The following is a 21,855-nucleotide window of genomic DNA, read 5'->3' as shown; positions in this document are numbered from 1 at the left end:
ATCAACCGAGTGGTCAGTGATTGCCGCTCGCCAACTTTTTGAAGGATTAACCATGTCTATAACAGTGTTCTTATCGTTCCTGCTGTTTACTGGCTTTGTGGGGGTATTTACCTACAACAAAGTTAAGAAAAACAAGCACGATTCCCAAGATGGCTACTTTTTGGGTGGCCGTAGCTTAACCGGTGGCTTAATTGCCAGCTCGTTAATTTTAACTAATTTAAGCGCTACCAGTTTTGTGGGTATGAGTGCCCAGTCTTACACGCATAACATGAGTGTAATGGGCTGGGAAGTGGCCTCGGGTGTTACCCTGATTATTATTGCCTTGTTGTTAGTGCCTCGCTATCTAAAACAAGGCATTACCACCATTCCAGACTTTTTAGAAAGTCGTTATGACTTATCGGTGAAGAAGTTTGTCACCTTGCTGTTCTTATGCCAGTACGTGATTAACATTCTGCCTACTACTTTGTATGCCGGTGCGGTGGTGTTAGGTGAAATCTTCGATATTCAAACTTTGCTGGGTGTGTCTGAGTTTGCGGCTATTGCGATTATTTCTGCCACTATTGGTGTTTTAGGCTTCTTTTATGCCATTTACGGCGGTTTAAAAGCGGTAGTAATTGCCGATACCATTAACGGTGTAGGCTTAATTATTGGCGGCTTAATGATTCCGGTATTTGGCCTAATGGTGTTAGGTGGCGGTAGCTTTAGTGATGGCTTACATCAAATTGTTACGGTTGCACCAGAGAAGCTGCAGTCGGTGGGCACCTCAACTGATCCTCTACCATTCTCAACCCTGTTTACCGGTTTGCTGTTAGTAAACTTGTACTACTGGGGAACCGACCAATCTATTATCCAACGTGCTTTAGGGGCTAAAAACCTTAAAGAAGGACAAAAAGGGGTAATTTTAGCCGGTGGTATTAAAGTTATTTCACCATTGTTCTTAATTATTCCCGGCATTATCGCCTTCCATATGTTCGGTGCTGATGCAGGTAACCCAGATACGATGTATACCCGCTTAGTAAACGAAGTATTACCAAAACCACTAGTGGGCTTTTTTGTGGCGGTAATGTTTGGTGCCATTCTTAGTACCTTTAACGGAGTGTTGAATAGCTCAACTACTTTGTTTGCCCTTAACGTATACAAGCCTTTGTTTGGTCATGGTAAATCAGACCAAGAGTTGGTGGCTAAGGGCCGTGTGTTTGGCGTACTTATTGCCATTATTGCAGTGTGTATTGCACCATTTATTATGTTTGCGCCAGAAGGTTTATTCCAATACTTACAAATGGTTGCTGGCTTCTTTAGTGTGCCAATCTTTACCATTGTATTTGTTGGCTACATTTCTAAGCGTGTTCCTGCTATCGCTGCCAAAGTAGCCTTGGTGGTGTTTGTATCGTCTTACGCTGCGATGCAGTTAGTGTTTGAAACGCCTTTGCACTTTCTACACCAATTAGCCATCTTGTTTGTGGTATGTACCATCTTAATGTTTGTAATTGGCGCCTTTAAACCACGCGAACAAGACTACGTTATGCCTATTAACAAAGACATGGATGTAACACCTTGGGAGTTTCGTTTTGAAGCATCGGCCATTGTGCTTTACATGGTATTGGGCGCGTTCATCATGTTCTCAGATATCGGCTTAATGTCGGATGACCCAACATTGCTGCAAACTTACGGATTCTGCGGTTTGATTATGCTGGTGGGTATTTTCTTCAGACACCTTAAACGTAAACAACTTCAGCCAGAAGCTGAAGCAAGCTAATTCTTAGCAGGCTTTTGCCCAGCCTTAGCGCTGGGCTTTTTTATGCCTAGGAAAAGGTTAATCGTTAAGGCTTACATCGCTTTAAATAAATGGTTGGCGCTGCGGCTTACCGGATATTCGCTATTGTCTGCTAGTGCTACGGTGAGCTTGCCAAGCATGTTTTTGTTCACCCGTTTAATGGCGTTAACTCGAACTAAGGTTGAGCGATGGATCTGCCAAAATAATCCCGGTTCAATTTGGCCTAGCAACTCTTTTAATGGCGTTCGAATAACGTAGTCACCTTGCTGGCTGCGCACCGTGGTGTATTTATCTTCCGCCACAAAGGCCAAAATGTTATCGATGGCAATAAGCTCTACCGCTTCTCCTTTACTGGCTCTTATCCACTGCAAGTATTCGGGCTTTTCGTCTAGTGCTTGCACTAATGCTTGAAGGTCGTAGCTGGGACTAGCATCAGCACTTGTTTGGCGCTGCTGAATACGTTGGCAGGTTTGCAATAAGCGCTGCTCATCAATGGGTTTAAGCAAATAATCAACCGCTTGTTGTTCAAAAGCTTGAATCGCATATTCATCAAAGGCCGTGGTGAACACAATATGTGGTGGTTTAGCTAGCAGGTTGAGCTTTTGTGCCACTTCAATACCGGTCATGCCGGGCATACGAATATCCAGAAATACCACGTCGGCGGCCAGTTGTTCGGCAGCGGCTAAGGCGCTTGGGCCGTCACCTGCCTTATCAACAATCTCTAACTCTGGCCAGCATTCCCCCAGCATTTTGTCTAAATGAAAACGCAGTAAGGGTTCGTCATCAACAATTATTGCTCGCATGGAAACTCCAATTTGGCCAAGGTGCCGCCGGTTTCTAAAGCTTGAATATGTAAACTAGCTTGATTGGGAAATAAGCTCGCTAGCCGTTTTTGGATGTTGCTCAAGGCCAAGCCATGGCCATGTTTGGCGGCTTGCTTAAAGCCAATGCCGTTATCTTCGATAGTTATTTGCCAGCGCTGCTCGTCCACATTAATGCGCACATTTACATGGCCGCCTTCAGCCTTGGGTTCAATGCCATGAAAAACCGCATTTTCAACTAAAGGCTGCAATAACATTGGTGGTAATTGGCGCTGGTTAAGCTCTTGCGAAGTAAGCGTTACAGAATACTGCAGCCGCTCACCTAAGCGGATTTGTTGAATCGCCAAATAAGCACTAATTCCTGCTACCTCATCTTCTAGGCGAATGCTCTCTTGGCGGCTTTTTTTAAGGGTAACTCTTAATAGCTCGGTGAATTTATCTAACAGAATTTCTGCTTGTTTGGGCTCTACTGCGATGAGTGCTTTTAAATTGGCTAGAGTATTAAACAAAAAGTGCGGCTCAATTTGGCTTTGCAGTAACTTTAGTTGGCTGTAGGTAAGTGCTTGCTCCGCTTTTAGCTTTTCTAACTCGGCTTGTTGCAGCGCCGAAGCCATGCTTAGGTTTTGCTCGCGGCTAAAAAAGTAGTAGTAAATAACGGCACAGAAAAATAAGCCAATAATCACCACTTTAATCATTAAGGGCCAATCAAAATCGTCGTAATAAGGGCTTATCCAATACCAAGTATGGGCGCTACCAATGCTTAAGGTGAGTGGGGCGCTCAGCACAAATGCCCAAAAGCTACTCATCTTTGGAAACATGGTATCAATTAACATGGTGGTGCAAGTGCCTACTGTGCCAAAACCTAAGGCAATAACGAAATGCATCCAATAGGGGCCGCCCCAAATTGCATTGGTGAGGTAGGCAATGGGGAAGGAAAACAGTGCGCAAATTGCCAACGAGCGCCACACTGATAAAAGGCATTTATTGTTCAAAAGAGTCCCTCGAGTTTTATTAAGCCAACTTTATTTTCCGGTAATAAGCTATATACCGCATCACTCGCGCCACCAAGATAGCGCAGCCTTGCGCCAAGCGTCCATCCTTGGCTAAATTCGTAATCCAGCCTTGCTGTAGCGATCACGCCACCGTCTTCTGGCGCTAGCATTAAATCAAACGCCGGTTGCCAATCTTCTATGTCTCGGTGCCAATGCAACATTACATTGTGTTGCACCAAGTTTTGACCATTAAACACTTCACCTTGGGAAAAACGTAAGCTGCTAATGTCGCCACTTTGTTGCTGCAAGTAATAACTAATATCGGCGACTTGTTGCCATTCTGTCTGGTTTAGCGCGCGGTTATCAAACCAATATTCTAGGATCAGGTTATCACCATTTAAATTTGCCCAGGTCATGCCTATTAGTGCTTGAAAACCATGATTAAATTCTTGTTCGATAACCGGTGATACTTGACCAATATTACTGCTGTTTAGTTGGCTAACACTGCGCTGATAATGCTGCTGGTAACGGCTCTCGGCATGTACTTCCCAAGCATCGCCAAAGGTGGTGACCCATGTTCCACCTAGGTTAAGCGCCCGTTTATTGTCGTAATAGCTTATTGCCTGCCATTCGCTATCGTTATTAAGTTGGTACCAACGTAAACCTAGGCCGCGTTGCTGTAGGCCTTCTGATTCTGTTGCTAAGTAAGAGTCGGTATAAAATAAAGCATATTCGCCATTACCACTAAACTGGCTAAGGCTAAATACGCCCACCCCTTCTTCTACTTGAATAGCTACCGGGTTACGCCGATACGGCAGGAACATATCCAAAGGGCGAAAACCATAACTTACGCCTAAGTCGATGCGTTGTTTACCTACCAGCAAGTCTCGCTCGGCTAGCTCGGTTTTCCAGAATAGCTCGGCCACAACTAAATCATGCTGATTATCTTGCTTTTGTTTGGCTTGGCTTAAAGCAACTAGCTGCCCTTGTACATTGCCATATTGAGGAAACCAGCGCAGGGCTGCATCGCCAAACCATTGGTCTTCACTGTCGAACACCGGGCTATTTGAAGCACTAGCAAAACCAGCATCCAACTCCAATTGCCATTGCTGCTGCCAAGCTGCATGGCTAACGCTACTGAGCAGCAATAAAAACCAAGATAAAGCAAACCTAGTCAAAACGTATCCTAATTAAATTCTGTCCTTTGAGCATTAGCTTACGAGGGTGGCTAAGGTAACGGTTTTGAATGCGATAAACGGTTAGCTAAGTTGATAAAGTGTTTTAACTAGGGATAAGTGGTTGGGGGAATTATTGAGGTTTTATGTGGGGTAATTGGAATATGAACTGTTTGGGTGCACTAAATAGGTTTTGCCCCTTTATGTGTTAACTATAGAGTAAAGGCTTTCGCCTGCGGCGACGTCATTTTTCTTTGACGAGCAAAGAAAAACGAAGCAAAAAGAAAACTCGCCCTGCATCTTCTTAGATCCTCCGTTGCGCATTCACAAGGAAGTTGAAGTAACTCGCTACGCTCAAACAGACTTCAACTCTGCTCCCTTGTTCATTTGCGCTACTCGGCGAAGATGATGGGATTGAAAAGCACAGTCTTGGCTATCGAGTGTGTGATTACTATTTGTGGGTCGGTTTTTTGGGAAATAAGTACCTAGAATACCGCTGTTGATTATAGCCCTTGAGCTATGAGGTTCTTATGGAAAGGGAAATCGTGTCTTTAAAGGAAAGAAGTAACTGACTGCATGTGTTGTTTTTAGCCTTTGAGCCATGAGGTTCTTATGAAGGGGGAAACCATTAGAGGAAGAAAGAAGTACCCAGAGTGCCGCTGTTGATTTTAGCCCTTGAACCATGAGGTTCAAGGCGGGAAACAAGACCCTACCGTAGGCTTCTCAGTCGGGCTGAGCATGCTCAATAGCAGGGAAAAATTACCCTTAAGATACAATTATCGGCTCAGGGACATCACCAACTGGCGAACACCCCAGGAAACTAAACTCTTTATACACTGTAGTAAAACTTCGAATACCCTGCGAGTACTCTATTCAACATTACCCACTGGTTGGCTCTGCTCTAGCAAGGCGCGTTCAATGGTGTTTTGTAGCTCTACTATGCGCTGATTCATGTTATCAGCATAATTCTGATTTTTTGCTTGTTCGTTATGCAGCTCGTAAGAGAGGTGCAAACCAACCATTATGGCTAAGTGCTCGGTACTATTAACGCTGCTCTTTTCTTTGAGCGCTTCTAAACGTTGAGATAATTCGTCGGCGGCTTGGCGAAGTTTATCTTCTTCACCTACCGGGCAAGCTACTCGGTAGTTCTTGCCTAACAATATTATGTCTACGCCCTGCGTCATGATTCGCCTTAGCTAAACTCTATTATCGACTGAATATATAGCGCAGCGCGTTAACTTGCAACCATTGTTGCTGCGGCTTGGTGCAAGCTGCGGCAATTACGAGCAGTTTGCTGTAAAGCTAAACAAATCTGCGTTATCGGTCTCATAAAACCCGGTTTGTTTGCTTGAATATCACTAACGATTTGTCCACCATAGCCAACTATAATTATTTGAGCGTTAACGCTAACGCCAGTTTACAAAGTTTTTTAGGTAACAGGATACAAAGCTTCATGGCGCAAGCAGGCAGTTTTGCCGATGAACGTCGCAGATTTTATCGCATTGTTTACCCAGTGCGCTTGATTCAGCTCCTCATAAAAATGGTTAACACTAAAATTGCCAATGTTGACCCTCAAGGCCGCAAAAAATCAGAAGTGAAAGACGCTTACGCTGCGCAGTTCATGCCGATGATGTACTTAGGTGATCATGTTTTCCCGGTGTTAGATGTATCTGAGGGTGGTTGCCGTATTCAATGGCGATCTTCAGCCGAGCCTTTGCCTATTTCCAGTAAAATATTGGTGGGGCGGATCATATTTCATAAAGACCTAAGCAAAATTGTTGATTACCTACCCAAAGATCTCCAAGACGAATTCGAAGATTTAAGCCTGCTTTACAGTACCGAAGGTTACGAGCATCAGTTCGAGGCGAGAATTATTCGCAAGATTGAAAACAAGCGAGATCCTTACCCACAGTTGTGCCTGCAATTTACCAAGGCCACTCACATGTCGGCGCGATTTATTCGCCAACAAGAAAGCACCTTAATTAAACTGTTTCGCGATCAATATATTGAGCGAGTGCGCCTGCGCCGCCAACAGCTGAAAGAAGCTCAGCAGAAATAGCCCATAAACTGCCACTAAATATAGGTTTAAAAATGGCTGCTACCCTTAAGCAGTGTTAGGATTAGCCAACTAAAAGTAGCTAGGTATTTAATGTGACTAAAATTGCATATCCAGATTACGAAGATCTGGGTGAACTACTCATAGGTTCAAAAATATTGGTAAGCCCTGCCGAAGTTCATGGCCTGTTAAGCGGCCTACTGGCAGCGGGTTTACCCAGTGATGGCGACTGGATGAGCCAGATTAATGCGCTTATTAACGATGGCCAAGGCCTACCTGTTGAGATTAAAAAGCAGCTAAAAATTGTAATGGAAGCTACCCACAGTGGTATGAGCGACAGCTTGTTAGGTTTTCAATTAATGCTGCCCGATGACGAAGTAGTGGTAGAAGAGCGCACCGAAGCCTTAGCTCAATGGGTGCAAAGCTTTTTAGTGGGTTTTGGGGTAGTGCAAAACGACCTGAATAAACTCTCTGAAGACGTACAAGAGCTGGTTAAAGACTTCACCGAAATTAGCCAATTATCTTCCGATTTAGATGATGACGAAGAAGAAAACGAACAAGCACTTTTCCAAGTAGTGGAATACGTGCGTATTGGCGCCATTACTATCTTTGCTCACCTAACTGCCAGTGATAGCGACCAACAACAACCTACATTGCATTAAACACTCATAAGCCAAGGAGTTGCTGTGTTTTTACAACGTCGTCAGCAGTTATTTGCTGCCATGTCAGACAACAGTGTTGCGATTTTCTGTGCTGCCGAAGAACAAACGCGCAGCCGCGATACTGAGTTTCCCTTTCGCCAAGACAGCGACTTTTATTACTTCTCTGGGTTTAACGAACCTAGCGCATTGTTATTGCTGATCAAACACGCTGGCGAAACTCGCACCGTGTTGTTTAATCGCCGTAAAGATAAGCTCGCCGAAATTTGGCAAGGCCGCCGTTTAGGCCAAGAGCAAGCCGTTAGCGATTTAGGCATGGATAAAGCCCACGCCATAGAAGAGCTAGGTGAGCACTTACATCTTGAACTAGATGGTTTAGACAAAGTGTATTTGGCGCAAGGGCGTTACCCCGCTTACGACCAACAAATTTTTGCTGCCATCGAATGCTTACGCAATGGTTTGCGCCAAGGCTTTAAAGCGCCTAAGCAAATCGAAGATTGGCGACCCATTGTTGATGAAATGCGCTTGATAAAATCTGCCGACGAAGTGGCGCTAATGCGCAAAGCAGGTGAGATTTCTGCCGCTGGTCATGTGCGTGCTATGCGCAGCTGTAAGGTAGGCATGTGGGAATACCAGTTAGAAGCCGAAATTCATCACGAATTTTTAATGGCTGGCTCGCGCGCACCAGCATACGGCACCATTGTTGGTGCTGGCGACAACGCCTGTATTCTGCATTACACCGAGAACGAAAGTGTGATGCGAGATGGCGATTTAGTGTTGATTGATGCAGGCGCCGAGTACCAAATGTATGCCGGAGACATTACCCGCACCTTCCCGGTAAACGGCAAGTTTAGCCCAGAGCAAGCCAAGCTTTACAAGGTGGTTTTAGACGCCCAGTTAGCCGCTTTAGATATGTTAAAACCGGGCGTGTCTATTTATGAGGTTAACCAAGTAGTGCTTAACATTATGGTAAGTGGCTTGGTTGATTTAGGCATTATGCAAGGTGATGTAGCCGCACTTATTGAAGAAGAAGCTTACAAAGAATATTACATGCACGGCTTAGGACATTGGATTGGCCTAGACGTACACGATGTGGGTGACTATTACGATGTTAAGCGCACTCGACCATTGGTAGAGGGCATGGCCATCACCATTGAACCTGGCCTGTATATTCCTGCAGATGCCGAGGTGCCAGCGGCTTATCAAGGCATAGGTATTCGTATTGAAGACGATGTGGTGATAACCAGCGAAGGTCGTGAAATTCTGACCAGCGATGTGCCTAAATCTATTGCCGAAATAGAAGCGTTAATGGCAAGTGGCTAGTATGAGCAAGGCCCAAATCCAAGACCAAGAGCAGTATCAGCACTTTGATATTGCCATTGTGGGTGCGGGCATGGCAGGCGCAAGCCTCGCCTTGGCCTTAAGCAATGGCCGCACTGAGCAGCCATTACGCATTGCGGTTATCGAGGCTGCCGAGCTAAATTTTGGTCAGCATCCGGGCTTTGATGGTCGCGCTATTGCTTTATCGGCTGGCTCAGAGCAGTGGCTTAAACAGCAAAACTTGTGGCAATACTTAGCGCCACATACCTGCGCCATAGAGCATATTCATGTTTCGGATCGTGGCCATTGCGGTTTTACCACCTTAGATGCTCAGGAGTATCAGCTTGATGCTCTAGGGCAAGTGATAGAGCTAGAACATGCGGGTAGAGAGTTTCACAGCTTACTTAGCCAACGCCAGCAAGTGCAGCTGTTTTGCCCCAACAAGGTGAACAAGATTGAGCAGCAGTCTGAGCAAGTACTTGTAGAGCTAGATAAGCAGCAAACCATTAGTGCTAGTTTATTAGTGGGCGCAGATGGCGCCGAGTCTTTAGTGGGTAAGCAAATAGGCAATCAACAGCAACATGACTTTGGCAAGTTTGCCTTAATTGCCAATGTACAGGCCGAGCAAGATCTTGCTGGTCGCGCTTTTGAGCGCTTTACCGAAGATGGACCATTAGCGCTATTACCTATGACCGACAATCGTTGGTCGGTAGTCTGGTCACTTACTGGCGAGGATGCTCAGCGCTTACAAGCAGCCAATGAAAGCGAGTTTTTAGCGGAGCTACAACGCGCTTTTGGTTACCGTGCTGGGCACTTTATTGGTGTAGGCAAACGTGTTGCCTACCCACTGGTGCTACGCCACTACCCACGCTTATTTAGCCACCGTTTATTGGTGTTAGGCAATGCTGCCCATGCGCTGCATCCTATTGCCGGGCAGGGCTTTAATTTAGGGCTGCGCGATGTGGCAGCTCTGGCGGAACTGATTCAACAGCAGTGGAGCTGCGGCGGAGATCTAGGCGCGCACAGCCTATTAGATGCATACCAACAAGCGCGAGAGCAAGATAATGCCCGCACTATCTCTATGACATCTACGCTGGCTAGTTTGTTTGCTAGCAACGACAAAACTTCGGTAGTTCCGCGAAACCTTGGCCTTATGGCTATGCAACTTTCACCTCGCTTTAAATCGCTGCTAGCGAAACAAAGCTTAGGTTTATATCTCTCTTAATCAGGACTAGGACAGGCAAATGCAAGCGGTTGATTTAACAATTATTGGTGGTGGAATGGTAGGTTTGGCCTTAGCCAGCGCTCTGGCCGACAGCCCATTGCGTATTGCCATTGTTGAACCTAAACCCTCACAGCCGCCAGAACTGAGTGAATATAGCTTGCGAGTGAGTGCACTTAGTTTGTCTTCTCAACAGTTTTTACAATCGCTAGGAGTTTGGCAAAGCATAGTAGAGCAGCGAGTCGCGCCTTATAACGATATGCAAGTTTGGGAGCACGACAGCTTTGCTAAAATTCGTTTTCAAGCAGAAAAGATGATGGTGCCAAATATTGGTCACATTGTAGAAAACGACATTATTCGCCATGCCTTATGGCAACAAGTTAGCCAGCAGAGCAATGTTACTATTATTGAGCAGGCTGTAGATAAATTACACCGCGGCGATAGTGAATCATGGTTAAGTTTTGCCAACGGCCAAGGCTTAAGTTCTAAATTGCTGGTGGCGGCAGATGGCGCAAACTCTTGGCTGCGCCAACAACTAGATATTCCTCTCACCTATTGGGATTACCAGCACACTGCCATTGTGGCCACCATTAAAACTGCGGAACCACACCAAGATTGTGCCCGCCAAATATTTACCCCAGAAGGCCCCTTAGCTTTTCTACCATTAAGTGATGCCAATACCTGTTCGATTGTTTGGTCGGTTTCTCCCGACAGAGCGGCAGAGCTGCAAGCCATGAGCGAGGCTGAGTTTAATAAGCAACTTACCATGGCCTTTGATAATCGCTTAGGTTTGTGTGAACGAGTAGGCGAGTGCGCCGGCTTCCCGCTGCGGATGCGTTACGCACGCGATTTTGCCGGTAAAGGTTTTGCCCTTATTGGCGATGCCGCCCACACCATTCACCCCTTAGCTGGCCAAGGTGTAAACCTAGGATTAATGGATGCAGCCGCGCTGGCGCAAGAGCTAATTGCAATGCAACAAGCAGGCAAGAGCATTAACGACTACGCCAACCTACGCCACTTTGAGCGCTGGCGTAAAAGTGAAGCCAGCCAAATGATCGCCTCAATGGAGTTTTTTAAACGCTTATTTGGCAACGCCAACCCAGCACTTAAGTTACTGCGTGGAGTAGGCATGAGTTTGGTGGATAAGGCCGAACCGCTCAAGCAACAAGCCATGCGCCGCGCCTTGGGTTTAGAAGGTGACTTACCTAAACGAGCTAGTTTAAAAGCCTAAGTTTTAGCGCTGACACTCAGAGACAGTCTCAGCGCTTTTAGTTGTTAAGCTTATTGATGGTGGTTCCCGATGAGGGCATGAGTTGTTGTACTCATTGATGAACACTCTGCGGGAGCATCAGCGCATAGATGCGCCAACGCATAACTATTTTTCTGTCAGACTCGAAATTTAGCTACTGCTGCTTAACATTCGTCACGTTGAAACTCCATTATCGGTCCATTGAATCCTGCTCTTTTTATTGCTATCTGCATCCCATGGTTGTCTTCACTAGTATCGATAATAATCCTTTTAGATTTGTTCCTAGCTTGTATGTGTTGCGTTGCAAAAACTAGAGCTCGGGTTGCTAGCCCTTGTCCACGCATGTTTTTGTTAGTAAACACAGGACCAATAACTGCGTCGGAGAGTTCTACTGGGTAATGCTTGCAGCGGCCATAAGTAATGAATCCATGGCTATAAAGTGTTTTCTTAGTTCCAGAGCAATACATTGAACTTTTCTTCAGCGAGATTTTTAACAGAAGCTTTAAGAGTGCTCTCCCATAGCCAAAATGGTCGCTCAGCATGCTTATATTTCTAATAAATGAGGTGAAACTATCAATAATCACCATCTTGCTTTTAGAAGAATGATCTTTCTTTTCACAAGGAAGAACTTCATTAAAGTCGAGTGAATAAACAAACTGCTTCATCAGTGTAATTTCCAATGCACATGGTAAGGCTTAAACATCAGTTTCTTTTTGAATCGAGCTAATGTTTCAGAAGAGTTTACATATGAACCGTAAACGAAGTATTTAACACCTGAGTAGCCCTCAATGCTTTTTCTGGCAATCTCGGTAATAAGTAAGGGGACGATTCCATCTTTTTGGTAATCTTTGTGCCCAAAAAAATGTGAAAGCTCAAGAAGTTCTCCGGCGACTATACAACCCGCATAAGCGACTAGTTTTCTGTTGCTATCAAATACTCCAAAGTATGGATAGTTATGGGTGCCACTCTTAGATTTTTTATCAGTGTTAGGCTTTGGCTTGTTATTCAACATTTCTGCGTCCATTGCCCCTTGGCGAACGCTAGTCGAGCAGCGAATTTCGTAAATCTCATCAAGGTAGTCATTGTAAATGATAGGTTCGAATACATAACCCATGCGCAATGCTTTTCTTACGTTTCTTCGAGCTGAACTTTCTAGAGAGTTAAAATATGAATCGTAGTCGGCACCCAACGTACAAACCGCTACTCCACGGGTCATTCGGCCAAATATCGGCATTTTAGGATGTCGTCTTGTTACTTCTTTATAAAATGATCGTGTGAACTCGCTAAAAAAAGGTCCTTCATTTTTTGCAAGACTGTATTTTAAGGAAATGTTTAAGTTAGGTGATTTAAATATTAATCGTAGCTTACCTTTTAACTCATTAAGTGAATTCATTTGAGATCCCTTCATAATTCATTCACTTACAGGTTAGGTGATAAATATGTTTATTATTATTGATCTTAATCAGTAAAAGCTGATGTTTTTTTGGTGGTTATTTTTGGTTATTACAGATGTCACATAAAAGCTTGGCCTTTCATGAATAACCAGCTGAGTTTTCTTTAATGTCTATTTATTGCTTTGAATTGGCTATTATTTAGTGGTTACAACGCTAACGTTTACTACTTTGAAGAGCAGTAAATACTTAATACAGGCTGCGCCTGTATTTGGCTAGGCTCTTCGTGTCGTAAAGCTAGCTTGTATTAAGCTAAGCGAAATAACTGATTCGTTATTGGAGGGATTTACATCCCCAAAATGTCTAACTGGATGCGCTCAAACAGGTGATTTATTTTTATTAAGTTTTTTCTTGTGGATTAGTTTAACTAATGATTGGTGGTTTTGAGTCAGCCTTTTAATTTGTGGTTATGTTTGCACAGGCTAGCAATAATTAGTGAATAACTAAGGAATAGCTTGGTTTGTTGGTGTTTTTTGCTGTTTTTGGGCGTTTTTAGCTAAAGCTTGTCACCACGCTGTTGAAGGGATGTAAGCAAATTGTGCAGCTTATAGATTAGCTCAGCTTGTGATTGGTGCTTTCTTGTTGCGCACATCTCGCTATAATTGTTCAGCATTGGCAGGGGGAGTTTATCCTTCGCGTCCTCATAATAAAGGGATCAGCACATGACACAGCAAACGGTACTTCATCAAGCGCACCTCGACGCAGGCGCAAAGTTAGTGGATTTTCACGGCTGGGAAATGCCGATTAACTACGGCTCACAAATCGAAGAGCACCACGCTGTTCGCCAAGCCGCCGGCATGTTTGATGTCTCCCACATGACCATTGTTGATGTGCAGGGCGAGCAAGCCCAAGCTTTCCTTCGTAAACTGTTAGCTAACGACGTAGCCAAGCTTACCGTTAAAGGTAAAGCGCTTTACGGCGGCATGTTAAACCATGAAGGCGGCGTGATTGACGACCTTATTACCTATTACTTTAGCGAAACCGATTACCGCTTAGTGGTTAACTCGGCCACGCGCGAAAAAGATCTAGCGTGGATCAACCAACAAGCCAGCGATTACGCAGTAAGTATTATTGAGCGACCAGAGCTAGCGATGATTGCGGTACAAGGCCCACAGGCTAAAAAGCTGACTTCTGCAGTATTAGACAACGACCAAAACCTCGCGATAGAAGGCATGAAGCCGTTCTTTGGTGTACAAGCTGGCGACTTATTTATTGCTACCACTGGTTATACCGGCGAGCAAGGCTACGAAATTGTGGTACCGCAAGATAAAGCGGTAGCTCTTTGGAAAGCCCTAGAAGCGCAAGGTGTACAACCTTGTGGTTTAGGCGCGCGCGATACCCTGCGTCTAGAAGCAGGTATGAATTTATATGGTCAAGACATGGACGAGAGCGTATCACCGCTAGCGGCCAACATGGGCTGGACCATTGCATGGGAGCCGCAAGAGCGCGACTTTATTGGCCGCCAAGCCTTAGAAGCTCAAAAAGCCGAAGGCACCGACAAGCTGGTTGGTTTAGTCATGGAAACCAAAGGCGTAATGCGTGCAGGCCAAGCGGTTACCGTTGTGAATGAATATGGTGAAGCCTTACCTGGCGTTGTCACCAGTGGCACTTTTTCTCCTACTTTGGGTCAAAGTATTGCCTTGGCTCGTATCGCCAATTGCGACGTAGAAGAAGCCTTAGTGGAAATGCGCAAAAAACAGGTTAAAGTGAAAGTAGTAAAACCTGTATTTGTGCGTAATGGCGCCAAAGTGTAAGCCCCAATAATCGAATTTTGTTTGTAGATTTAACTTTAAATTAAAACCTTAAGTAAGAACTTATAGAGGAAAGGAATTATGGCTAATATCCCTGCCGAACTGCGTTATGCCAGTACTCACGAATGGGTACGTTCAGAAGGCGATGGCGTATACACCGTTGGCATTAGTGAGCACGCGCAAGAGCTACTTGGCGACATGGTGTTTATTGACTTACCAGACGTAGGCGACGATATTGACGCTGGCGATGACTGCGCAGTGGCGGAGTCGGTTAAAGCTGCCTCAGACATCTACGCGCCACTAAGCGGCGAAGTAGTAGAAATTAATGAAGAACTAGAAGATTCACCCGAGCAAGTAAACAGCGATGCTTACGGCGACGGTTGGATGTTTAAAGTTAAAGTGAGCGACGAAAGCGAGCTAGAGAACTTACTCTCGGCCGAAGATTACGCCGCCACTATTGAAGAAGATGAATAAGCTTTGATCAAAAATGCGCTCCGCTAGTCGGGGCGCTTTTTTTATCCGCAACACAATAATAAACCCGACTAAACGCAACGCATTTTGTTTCAGTAATACAGGAATAGTTTAATGAACCCGTCTTTGCCGTTAACCGAACTAGAGCAAAACCAAGACTTTATTCGCCGCCATATTGGCCCCGATCAAGCCGAAGTTAACACCATGCTTAAACAGCTTGGCTTAAGCTCTGTAGAGCAACTTATTGAGCAAACGGTGCCTCAGCAAATTCGTTTAAACCAAGACCTAAGTATTGGCGATAGCCTCACAGAGCAACAAGCGCTTGCTGCATTACGTAAGCTAGCTAAGCAAAACAAGGTTTACCGTAGCTACATTGGTATGGGCTACCACAATACCCATGTACCGCACGTTATATTACGTAATGTATTTGAAAACCCAGGCTGGTACACCGCCTACACGCCTTACCAGCCAGAGATTGCCCAAGGCCGCTTAGAAGCACTGCTTAACTTCCAACAGTTAACCCTAGATTTAACTGGCTTAGAGCTAGCCAGCGCTTCGTTATTGGATGAAGCTACCGCCGCAGCCGAGGCCATGGCACTTGCCAAGCGTGTGTCTAAAAATAAAAAATGTAACCTGTACTTTATTGCCGACGATGTGCACCCACAAACCATCGACGTAGTAAAAGAGCGTGCCGATTTCTTTGGCTTCGACGTTGAAGTAGGCCCAGCCGAAAGCGTGGTTGAGCACAATGTGTTTGGTGCCTTATTGCAATACCCCGGCACCACTGGTCGAGTACGCGATTTAAGCGAGCTAATTGAACAAGTGCATAGCAACAAAGGCATTGTGGCAGTTGCGGCCGATATTATGGCCTTGGTGATGCTTAAATCTCCAGGTGCCATGGGGGCCGATGTTGTACTAGGCTGTGCCCAACGTTTTGGTGTACCAATGGGTTACGGCGGGCCACACGCCGCATTTTTTGCAACCCGTGACGCTTACAAACGCTCGCTACCGGGTCGTATTATTGGCGTATCTAAAGACAGGCGCGGTAAGCCTGCTTTGCGTATGGCCTTGCAAACCCGCGAGCAACATATTCGCCGCGAGAAAGCTAACTCAAACATTTGTACTGCCCAAGTATTGCTAGCCAACATGGCCTCGTTTTATGCAGTATTTCATGGCCCTGATGGCCTGCGCACTATTGCCCAGCGTATTCACCGCTTAACCGCTATTCTTGCTCATGGCCTAGAAGCCAAAGGCCTAAGTCCAGAACACGCCCAATACTTCGATACTCTAAGCATTAAAGTAAGCGATAAAGAGGCGATTAAAGCGCGCAGTGAAGCGCTAGGCATTAACTTGCGTATGGATTTAGACGGCAGCGTAGCGCTTAGTCTTGATGAAACCACCACCGCAGCTGATGTAAACGACCTATTCACGGTATTACTAGGTGAAGGCCACGGCTTAGATGCCGCGCGCTTAGATGATATTGTGAAAGGCGAAACCTGCATTCCAGAAACGCTGTTACGCGATACGCCAATTTTGGAGCACGAAGTATTTAACCGCTACCGCAGCGAAACCGATGTACTGCGTTACATTCGCAAGCTAGAAGGTAAAGACTTAGCGCTAAACCACTCGATGATCTCGCTAGGCTCATGCACCATGAAGCTAAACGCCACTGCCGAGATGATCCCAGTAACTTGGCCAGAGTTTTCAAGCATGCACCCCTTCTGCCCAAGTGACCAAGCGCAGGGTTACCACGCCATGATTAGCCAGCTAGAAGACTGGCTAGTAAATATTACCGGTTACGATTCAATTTGTATGCAGCCAAACTCGGGCGCGCAAGGTGAATACGCAGGCCTGTTAGCTATTCAAAAATACCATGCTAGCCGCGGCGACCATCACCGTAACATTTGTTTAATTCCTAGCTCGGCGCACGGTACTAACCCAGCTTCTGCACAAATGGCTAACTTAAAAGTAGTGGTAGTGGCCTGTGATAAAGAGGGCAACGTAGACATGGACGACATGCGCAGCAAAGCCGAAGAGCTAGCCGAGCAGTTGTCTTGTGTGATGATTACCTACCCAAGTACTCACGGCGTATACGAAGAAACCATTAAAGAGATTTGCGACATTGTTCATGACAACGGCGGCCAAGTGTACATGGACGGTGCCAACATGAACGCTCAAGTAGGCATTACCTCACCGGGCTTTATTGGCTCAGACGTAAGCCACTTAAACCTACACAAAACCTTTGCTATTCCACACGGTGGCGGTGGCCCAGGCATGGGACCAATTGGCGTTAAAGCTCATTTGGCACCATTTGTAGCTGGCCATAGCGTAGTAAGCAATGGCAAAGCTAGCCACGCCAATGCCGCAGTATCGGCTGCGCCTTATGGCAGCGCGTCTATCTTGCCTATTAGTTGGATGTACGTTGCCATGTTGGGTAACCAAGGGCTGCGCCAATCATCAGAGATTGCCATTCTTAACGCCAACTACCTAGCTAGCCGTTTAAGCCAAGGCTTCCCTATTTTGTATAGCGGGCAAAATGGCCGTGTAGCGCACGAATGTATTATTGATATGCGCCCACTTAAAGAAGCGACCGGCATTACCGAAATGGACGTCGCCAAGCGCTTAAATGACTACGGCTTCCACGCGCCAACCATGAGCTTCCCAGTAGCGGGCACCTTAATGGTAGAGCCTACCGAGTCGGAATCGCTAGCCGAAATCGACCGCTTTATTGATGCCATGTTATCGATACGTGCCGAGATCGCCAAAGTAGAAACCGGCGAGTGGACGCTACAAGACAACCCGCTAGTGTTTGCCCCGCATACGCTAGATGACCTAACCGACGCGCAATGGACTCACAACTACAGCCGAGAGCTAGCCGTGTTCCCATGTGATGCGGTTAAGCAAAACAAATTCTGGCCTACAGTAAACCGCATTGATGATGTGTTTGGGGATAGAAACTTATTCTGCGCTTGCCTTCCGATGGAAGCGTATCAAGACTAAAAATTAAAAGCTTTTCAGTGTGTTATTATTAAAAGCGAAGCAGCCGATGCTTCGCTTTTTTTATGGCTAGGGGTTTGCTGAAAAATTAAAGCTACTCTGCCCCCTTTATACAGGCCAAATCTGAAAGACTAAAGCATTGAGTGTTAGCTCATTAATTTGGTGGCATTATCAGTAAGCAAGCCACCATACCTCATCGCATACAGACAACGCTCACATAACCCCCATGACTTCGAATGATGGGAATTTAGCAGTTGTTCATTTTGAGTTTTTTTCAATCCATTGCTATCCCGTAAGCTTCGGTAAGAATCGATTTCACATATTTATTGCCTATCCTAACATGCCCTTTATGACCCCAATGCCCGCCTGCGCTATTTCTCGCAATGAATGTGTCACTATCATAACCAACTAAGGCAAAAGCATGACCTCCTACTCGCTCTCCTGTACTAGCCTCGGTTAAGCAGTAAGCGTCGCTACAGCGATTAGGTACACTCAACCAGCTACTGTCCATATCTCCTCTTACTATGACCGGACCAACTTCTGCAATCCACCGGCGCCAATTATCTAAGTTCATTCCCAGAGAGAAGTACTCTCTGATTTTAAATTTATCGGCTTGTCGAGAGAACTCACCAATCGATTTACTGGAAACAAAATCTCTCATCTCTAAGGTCCTATCTCTTACGCAACCATGCTTTTTCAGTACCTCCAACGCCGCTACTATCTTGGTGCCTTCGTGTTCAAGAAAGGTTGTTGGAAACACCGTCAACTCATCCGTTTCTTTGCTGGCCATCCAGATAAATCGCGCTGAGGGCTTTGTTATTGACCAAGGCCCTCTACCTGCTTTTTCCAAGTGGAACCATAGTACCCCTTGCACTGCAAATCCTACGCAAGCCCCTGTCTTTCCTTGATTGCCAACTTTCCACGCCGTTTCCCTCAGGTCCAAGGCGCGAGAGAAGTTGGAGTTAGAATTTATCAGCCCAATGCGGGAAGCATCATTAAAAGTTTTGCATTGCCCTAAATCACGCGAAGACTGACAGCTAAGCAACATGCTTAATCATCGTCCGTAAGGTATGTAGTGGCAGCCTCTTTAATGACAGGCCCCCAAGCCGCTTTATGTGCTTCTAACTCGGCTATATTTGCATCAAAGTTATAACCTATATTTCCCGCCTCCGTAACCGCAAAGGTTAATTCAATTGCCACTTGCTCACCTGGAGGCTTCGCAATCAAACCTGTCGTGCCACAGTTGTCATTAATGCACTGAGTTTCCGAGCCATCAATATTCACTTTGGGCACAGATACAGAACCGCTACCGGTTACTATGTAGGAATATGCTGAGGTGACGGTATTCTCGCTTAAACTTTTCAGTGTCATTGCTATTCCAAGGTTCATATTTCCGTAGTCTTCGCCAATTCTGGTCATTGCAGTCGAGTTTAAGGCATTGACAGCTATGGGAGTCAAACTAAAAGCGCTGGTCTCGTAATGGTTTACTTTTAGCAATATCGCTAGTTGCACTTGTTCAGATTTACTGTTGACCTTAGCGTCAGTGATGTGCACTTCTCTTGTTACCAGGACGCAGCTGGTCTTGTTTAGCTTCTGTTGGTCAGAAATAAGGCGAGCCGAGTAAGTTGATGTTGAAGCCGCTTTTAACGTTTTAATTTTTTTCTGCTTTTTCTTAAGAATCCCGACGTAGATTTGCTGTATCGCGGTAGCTGCCAATGGAACAGCATATGCCGGCAAGGTGTCTCCTGAAACGTCATCAATGTCAGGTAGGTTCTTTCCTGTGCAATGTGATAATGCAGCACCTTTCACATCTTTGTTTAGGGCTAGGACTTCACTCTTAGTATCATCCGTTGCCGACGGTGGTATCAATAGCAGTAGCCCCCCATTTTCTTCAGCAACATTAATGGCGTAAATATGCACTTGCGACCCGTTACTACCTTGCACAAGTTCTTCATAGGGCGGAGTTGAGCTTGCGCAGCCGATTAAGAAAAGGCTGGCAAGAGTGGCGGAAACTTTGAATGTGAGGTGGTTCATTGTAGTCACCAATAATCTATTGGAGCTGAACTACATAATCAGCGTCATCCCTGTCGATGGATGCTCGTAGCCTTTAGCATCCGTGAAACCTAGGTATAGACCTTTATTGATTAACTTGCTAACAAAAGACAGCAAAAAGCACTGTACTCAATGGTAAATAAAAAGGGGCAGAGTCACTTTAAACATCAACTCCGTTTAGTTGTTTAGCCTAAGAACTAAAAATCACTTATCACATTAAACGCTCTAAATTCGTCGTAGGCGTATTGGTCGGTCATGCCGCTGATGTAGTCGATAATTAATCGAGTACGGTAGTAAAACTCGCGACATTGTTCGTTGCCAAACGCATCACTTACTGGTGCTTCGCTCATAGCCTTTTGATAGGCCGCCAAATGCTTAGATGGCAGCTTTTTGAATAGGCGCTGTATGTAAGCAGAGCTTTTTGCTTTGGGTTTTGTGTTATCTACCAAGTATTCAAACTGGCCTTGGCTTAGTGTTAACAGCGGTTGATAACAAGCCATTAAGCCAGAGATTATTTGGTAGCCTTGCAGCTCGCGGGCTTCTACTTCTGGGTGACAAAAGCAACGCTCTAGCGCGACGCTTTTAAAGGTTTCTACAATCAGGTGGTTTACGCTGCCATCTTCGATAAGCGCGCGGTTTAAGCTGCCTTGGTAAACGGCTTCTAAGTTTTCTACAAACTGGTTTTTTGCATGTTCGGGCAAGCGTTGGTTTACTGCTACGCGCAGGTAAACAAAAAACATCGAGTCTCTATCTTCATTATTCAGCTGTGGTTTTTTACTTTGGTGAGCAAAGTCGAGAATGGTGTCCATTTCTTTTGGTTTGCTGCATCCATGTTCACTACTTAGTTTGGCAAAGGTGGCTAATAGGGCGTGCTTTAGTTCTTTAATGCTCAGCACGCCTTTTTCTATGGCGTCTTCTAAATCGGCTATGCCATAAGACACATCATCGGCCGCTTCCATAATGTAAGAGAAGGGCGAGCGACAGTATTGGTCTATGTCTAGGCTGTTGCGAAGTTCCTCAACATAACTTTGCTCGCTAAGGTAATAGCCCACTTTCTTTTTTAAGTAACTAAACGGTGCGCTTTTATCTGGCTTGGCTTCTGTTCCGCAGCGAGTGTATTTGAGTATGCCAGAGGCTTGCGAGTAGGTGAGGTTGAGCTTTAATAATGAGTGAATAAGCCGAATGCCTTGGGCGTTGCCCTCGAAGCTGACTAAGTCTCGGTGAATCGCTTCTGGCAGAGTTTGTTTCGGTTTTTTGTTCTGGTCTTCATCTAACTCTGTTGCTTGAGAGCTTTGGTAAAGGCTATTGAGGTTTTCACTTAACCAATCGATTAAAGCTTCTTCACCAAAGTGACCGAAGGGCGGGTTGCCAATGTCGTGCATTAAACAGGACATTTCAACAATGCTTTCTAACTGGCGCTCTAAGCCTTTAAGTTGGTGGCTGTTTTGTTCATCAACTAAGGCTTCACAAATAAGCTGAGAAATATAACGCCCTACCTGCTGCACTTCTAAAGAGTGGGTAAGGCGACTGCGCACTGCGGCGTTGCGCTCTAAGGGGAAAACTTGGGTCTTTTGCTGCAATCGCCTAACTGCAGCGCTGTTAATAATGCGGCCTCGATCGCTCTCAAATTTCTTTAGGTCGGCATTAAGATCTGGCTTAGCTAGGTAGGGCCGAGTACCGAGAATTTTGCTAGCGAAATTTACTGTCATACTCTAAGCCGTTCTCTATCAATTAGAGTGTTTATACTGCTGTATTATCAATAGAAAATCAATTAATGAGTTTTTTGATAATGAACGTCTCATGACGGATAAATCACAGACTAATTTGCTGTATTTGGATTACACAGCAGTAGCTTAGAGAAGCGA

The 21,855-nt window shown here is 45.4% G+C and carries 18 protein-coding genes and 1 other RNA gene; 9 read left to right on the top strand and 10 right to left on the bottom strand.

Features of this window, described 5'->3' with window-relative positions; all coding sequences use genetic code 11:
• The first annotated feature begins 52 nt into the window (after positions 1-52).
• Positions 53-1,756: a solute:sodium symporter family transporter gene (locus OAG1_RS17365; protein WP_016403182.1), complete on the top strand. Its 1,704-nt coding sequence runs from the start codon at positions 53-55 to the stop codon at positions 1,754-1,756.
• A gap of 71 nt (positions 1,757-1,827) precedes the next feature.
• On the opposite strand, the gene OAG1_RS17360 is transcribed toward OAG1_RS17365, so the two are convergent.
• From OAG1_RS17360 to zapA, 5 genes are all read right to left on the bottom strand, one after another.
• Positions 1,828-2,577: a LytTR family DNA-binding domain-containing protein gene (locus OAG1_RS17360; protein WP_338622178.1), complete on the bottom strand. Its 750-nt coding sequence runs from the start codon at positions 2,575-2,577 to the stop codon at positions 1,828-1,830.
• Entirely contained in the window at positions 2,565-3,587 is a 1,023-nt protein-coding gene (locus tag OAG1_RS17355; RefSeq protein ID WP_338622177.1) for a histidine kinase, read from the bottom strand. Before OAG1_RS17355 ends, OAG1_RS17360 begins: the two co-directional genes overlap by 13 nt.
• Positions 3,584-4,765, bottom strand: coding sequence for a hypothetical protein (locus tag OAG1_RS17350; RefSeq protein ID WP_338622176.1), 1,182 nt, complete (start codon positions 4,763-4,765; stop codon positions 3,584-3,586). Before OAG1_RS17350 ends, OAG1_RS17355 begins: the two co-directional genes overlap by 4 nt.
• A gap of 638 nt (positions 4,766-5,403) precedes the next feature.
• Positions 5,404-5,584, bottom strand: a non-coding RNA gene (gene ssrS / locus OAG1_RS17345) — 6S RNA.
• A 47-nt stretch (positions 5,585-5,631) separates the two neighbouring features.
• A complete protein-coding gene (gene zapA, locus OAG1_RS17340; protein ID WP_152780319.1) occupies positions 5,632-5,946 on the bottom strand; it encodes a cell division protein ZapA in 315 nt (104 codons plus the stop codon).
• A 269-nt stretch (positions 5,947-6,215) separates the two neighbouring features.
• Here zapA and OAG1_RS17335 point away from each other — a divergent pair, with 269 nt between their 5' ends.
• The 5 genes from OAG1_RS17335 to OAG1_RS17315 all read left to right on the top strand — a co-directional run bounded on the left by OAG1_RS17335 (position 6,216) and on the right by OAG1_RS17315 (position 11,250).
• Positions 6,216-6,821 carry a hypothetical protein gene (locus OAG1_RS17335; protein WP_338622175.1) on the top strand — a complete coding sequence of 202 codons (606 nt, stop codon included), beginning with the start codon at positions 6,216-6,218 and terminating at the stop codon, positions 6,819-6,821.
• Between the two features lie 92 nt (positions 6,822-6,913).
• On the top strand, positions 6,914-7,480 hold the full coding sequence (locus tag OAG1_RS17330) for a UPF0149 family protein (RefSeq protein WP_016403173.1): 567 nt from the start codon (positions 6,914-6,916) through the stop codon (positions 7,478-7,480).
• A 24-nt stretch (positions 7,481-7,504) separates the two neighbouring features.
• On the top strand, positions 7,505-8,800 hold the full coding sequence (gene pepP, locus OAG1_RS17325; protein ID WP_338622174.1) for a Xaa-Pro aminopeptidase: 1,296 nt from the start codon (positions 7,505-7,507) through the stop codon (positions 8,798-8,800).
• 1 nt (position 8,801) lies between these two features.
• Positions 8,802-10,022 carry a 2-octaprenyl-6-methoxyphenyl hydroxylase gene (gene ubiH, locus OAG1_RS17320; protein ID WP_338622173.1) on the top strand — a complete coding sequence of 407 codons (1,221 nt, stop codon included), beginning with the start codon at positions 8,802-8,804 and terminating at the stop codon, positions 10,020-10,022.
• 19 nt (positions 10,023-10,041) lie between these two features.
• Positions 10,042-11,250, top strand: coding sequence for an FAD-dependent monooxygenase (locus OAG1_RS17315; RefSeq protein ID WP_338622172.1), 1,209 nt, complete (start codon positions 10,042-10,044; stop codon positions 11,248-11,250).
• Between the two features lie 182 nt (positions 11,251-11,432).
• On the opposite strand, the gene OAG1_RS17310 is transcribed toward OAG1_RS17315, so the two are convergent.
• Positions 11,433-11,933: a GNAT family N-acetyltransferase gene (locus OAG1_RS17310; RefSeq protein WP_338622171.1), complete on the bottom strand. Its 501-nt coding sequence runs from the start codon at positions 11,931-11,933 to the stop codon at positions 11,433-11,435.
• Positions 11,933-12,661, bottom strand: coding sequence for a hypothetical protein (locus OAG1_RS17305; protein ID WP_221077445.1), 729 nt, complete (start codon positions 12,659-12,661; stop codon positions 11,933-11,935). Before OAG1_RS17305 ends, OAG1_RS17310 begins: the two co-directional genes overlap by 1 nt.
• Positions 12,662-13,381: 720 nt before the next feature.
• Between OAG1_RS17305 and gcvT the strand changes: the two genes are divergently transcribed.
• From gcvT to gcvP, 3 genes are all read left to right on the top strand, one after another.
• A complete protein-coding gene (gene gcvT, locus OAG1_RS17300; RefSeq protein ID WP_338622170.1) occupies positions 13,382-14,473 on the top strand; it encodes a glycine cleavage system aminomethyltransferase GcvT in 1,092 nt (363 codons plus the stop codon).
• A gap of 78 nt (positions 14,474-14,551) precedes the next feature.
• Positions 14,552-14,944, top strand: coding sequence for a glycine cleavage system protein GcvH (gene gcvH / locus OAG1_RS17295; protein ID WP_016403167.1), 393 nt, complete (start codon positions 14,552-14,554; stop codon positions 14,942-14,944).
• Positions 14,945-15,055: 111 nt separating this feature from the next.
• The gene (gene gcvP / locus OAG1_RS17290) at positions 15,056-17,941 is read left to right on the top strand and encodes an aminomethyl-transferring glycine dehydrogenase (protein ID WP_338622169.1); all 2,886 of its coding nucleotides are present in this window, start codon (positions 15,056-15,058) and stop codon (positions 17,939-17,941) included.
• Between the two features lie 271 nt (positions 17,942-18,212).
• Here gcvP and OAG1_RS17285 read toward each other — a convergent pair whose 3' ends face one another.
• From OAG1_RS17285 to dgt, 3 genes are all read right to left on the bottom strand, one after another.
• Positions 18,213-18,728, bottom strand: coding sequence for a C1 family peptidase (locus tag OAG1_RS17285; protein ID WP_338626439.1), 516 nt, complete (start codon positions 18,726-18,728; stop codon positions 18,213-18,215).
• 260 nt (positions 18,729-18,988) lie between these two features.
• On the bottom strand, positions 18,989-19,972 hold the full coding sequence (locus tag OAG1_RS17280; RefSeq protein WP_338622168.1) for a hypothetical protein: 984 nt from the start codon (positions 19,970-19,972) through the stop codon (positions 18,989-18,991).
• A gap of 215 nt (positions 19,973-20,187) precedes the next feature.
• Entirely contained in the window at positions 20,188-21,699 is a 1,512-nt protein-coding gene (dgt, locus tag OAG1_RS17275) for a dGTPase (RefSeq protein ID WP_338622167.1), read from the bottom strand.
• Between the last annotated feature and the right edge of the window lie 156 nt (positions 21,700-21,855).

The sequence above is a fragment of the Agarivorans sp. OAG1 genome (assembly GCF_037076485.1).
Classification (GTDB): Bacteria; Pseudomonadota; Gammaproteobacteria; order Enterobacterales; family Celerinatantimonadaceae; genus Agarivorans; species Agarivorans albus.
Note: the sequence above shows the minus strand (reverse complement) of the source record. Positions and strands in the feature narration are given on the sequence as shown.

What these genes read in the sequence shown, in the direction of transcription:
- OAG1_RS17365 (WP_016403182.1), top strand. Translation starts at nt 53, where the DNA reads ATGTCTATAACAGTGTTCTTATCGTTCCTGCTGTTTACTGGCTTTGTG.
- OAG1_RS17360 (WP_338622178.1), bottom strand. Translation starts at nt 2,577, where the DNA reads ATGCGAGCAATAATTGTTGATGACGAACCCTTACTGCGTTTTCATTTA.
- zapA (WP_152780319.1), bottom strand. Translation starts at nt 5,946, where the DNA reads ATGACGCAGGGCGTAGACATAATATTGTTAGGCAAGAACTACCGAGTA.
- OAG1_RS17335 (WP_338622175.1), top strand. Translation starts at nt 6,216, where the DNA reads ATGGCGCAAGCAGGCAGTTTTGCCGATGAACGTCGCAGATTTTATCGC.
- ubiH (WP_338622173.1), top strand. Translation starts at nt 8,802, where the DNA reads ATGAGCAAGGCCCAAATCCAAGACCAAGAGCAGTATCAGCACTTTGAT.
- OAG1_RS17315 (WP_338622172.1), top strand. Translation starts at nt 10,042, where the DNA reads ATGCAAGCGGTTGATTTAACAATTATTGGTGGTGGAATGGTAGGTTTG.
- OAG1_RS17310 (WP_338622171.1), bottom strand. Translation starts at nt 11,933, where the DNA reads ATGAAGCAGTTTGTTTATTCACTCGACTTTAATGAAGTTCTTCCTTGT.
- OAG1_RS17305 (WP_221077445.1), bottom strand. Translation starts at nt 12,661, where the DNA reads ATGAATTCACTTAATGAGTTAAAAGGTAAGCTACGATTAATATTTAAA.
- gcvT (WP_338622170.1), top strand. Translation starts at nt 13,382, where the DNA reads ATGACACAGCAAACGGTACTTCATCAAGCGCACCTCGACGCAGGCGCA.
- gcvH (WP_016403167.1), top strand. Translation starts at nt 14,552, where the DNA reads ATGGCTAATATCCCTGCCGAACTGCGTTATGCCAGTACTCACGAATGG.
- gcvP (WP_338622169.1), top strand. Translation starts at nt 15,056, where the DNA reads ATGAACCCGTCTTTGCCGTTAACCGAACTAGAGCAAAACCAAGACTTT.
- OAG1_RS17285 (WP_338626439.1), bottom strand. Translation starts at nt 18,728, where the DNA reads ATGGCCAGCAAAGAAACGGATGAGTTGACGGTGTTTCCAACAACCTTT.
- OAG1_RS17280 (WP_338622168.1), bottom strand. Translation starts at nt 19,972, where the DNA reads ATGAACCACCTCACATTCAAAGTTTCCGCCACTCTTGCCAGCCTTTTC.
- dgt (WP_338622167.1), bottom strand. Translation starts at nt 21,699, where the DNA reads ATGACAGTAAATTTCGCTAGCAAAATTCTCGGTACTCGGCCCTACCTA.